The sequence below is a fragment of the Marinomonas sp. PE14-40 genome (genome assembly GCF_051623805.1).
Lineage (GTDB): Bacteria > Pseudomonadota > Gammaproteobacteria > Pseudomonadales > Marinomonadaceae > Marinomonas.
Genome location: NZ_CP130700.1, coordinates 171,801 through 172,711 on the forward strand (window position 1 = coordinate 171,801; position 911 = coordinate 172,711).

The 911-nt window shown below is 35.9% G+C and carries 2 protein-coding genes; both read left to right on the top strand.

The features are described 5' to 3' along the window. Positions 1–91: 91 nt before the first annotated feature. Positions 92–370, top strand: a complete 279-nt coding sequence (locus Q0A08_RS00855) for a peptidylprolyl isomerase (RefSeq protein WP_438464271.1) — start codon at positions 92–94, stop codon at positions 368–370. Positions 371–392: 22 nt separating this feature from the next. Then, complete coding sequence (locus tag Q0A08_RS00860; RefSeq protein WP_438464272.1) at positions 393–815, top strand: TIGR01244 family sulfur transferase; 423 nt, start codon at positions 393–395, stop codon at positions 813–815. Positions 816–911: the final 96 nt, after the last annotated feature.

Sequence of the window (911 nt, forward strand, 5' to 3'; positions counted from 1 at the left end):
AATATCTATTTTGCTGCTTACGTTATCATATATTTGATCTTTCCATTTAGGTTAAAATGCTTTTTTTTGATAACGCGTTTTGGAGTTTTGTATGTCTATTGCAAGTGCGTGTCATATTCTGACTAAAACAAAAGCAGAATGTGAAAAGGTAAAAGCGTTATTGGATAAGGGTGGAGACTTTCATCAGTTGGCTAAAAAACACTCAACTTGTCCTTCTGGTAAAAAGGGAGGCGATTTAGGGGAGTTTAGAAAAGGAGATATGGTGAAAGCGTTTGATAAGGCTGTGTTTAATGGTCCTTTGTTAAAAGTGCAAGGACCTATTAAAACTCAGTTTGGCTTTCATTTGATTAAAGTTTTGTATCGTAACTAAGTATTTATCTAAGGTGGAGTTTATGAATCCAATTAAATTATCTGAAAACTATTTTGTATTGCCACAAATTACTGAGTCAGAAATAGAAATGTATCGTGATCAAGGTTTTGAGTTGATTGTTAATAATCGTCCAAACAATGAATCCGAAGATCAGCCATTGTCTGAGGATTTAGCGGCTAAAGCGGCGGCTTTAGGGGTGGAGTATATTTATAATCCAGTGGATCTTTCTAAGTTGTCTCAGAATGAGCTCGATGTTCAGTTGGATGTTGTGGCGCAAGGGAAAAAAACATTAGCATTTTGCCGAACTGGAACGCGTTCTTCTGTTTTATGGGTGTTAAATAATCAAGTTGCTCATTCGTTTGATCAGCTTGTTGCTGAAGTTAATGCAAAAGGTTTTGATCTTACTCGCTGTTTGCCAGCGATGCAGGCTTTCAAATCTGAGTAACAATTTGTTTGTTAGTACCTAGGTACAATAGTTTTTATAGCCAGATCGTCTATTTTGGAGGGTAATGGTAAAACTATAATGACTTAGGTGCTAAAA

Coding starts and splice junctions, on each gene's coding strand:
- Q0A08_RS00855 (WP_438464271.1), top strand. CDS start 92: ATGTCTATTGCAAGTGCGTGTCATATTCTGACTAAAACAAAAGCAGAA.
- Q0A08_RS00860 (WP_438464272.1), top strand. CDS start 393: ATGAATCCAATTAAATTATCTGAAAACTATTTTGTATTGCCACAAATT.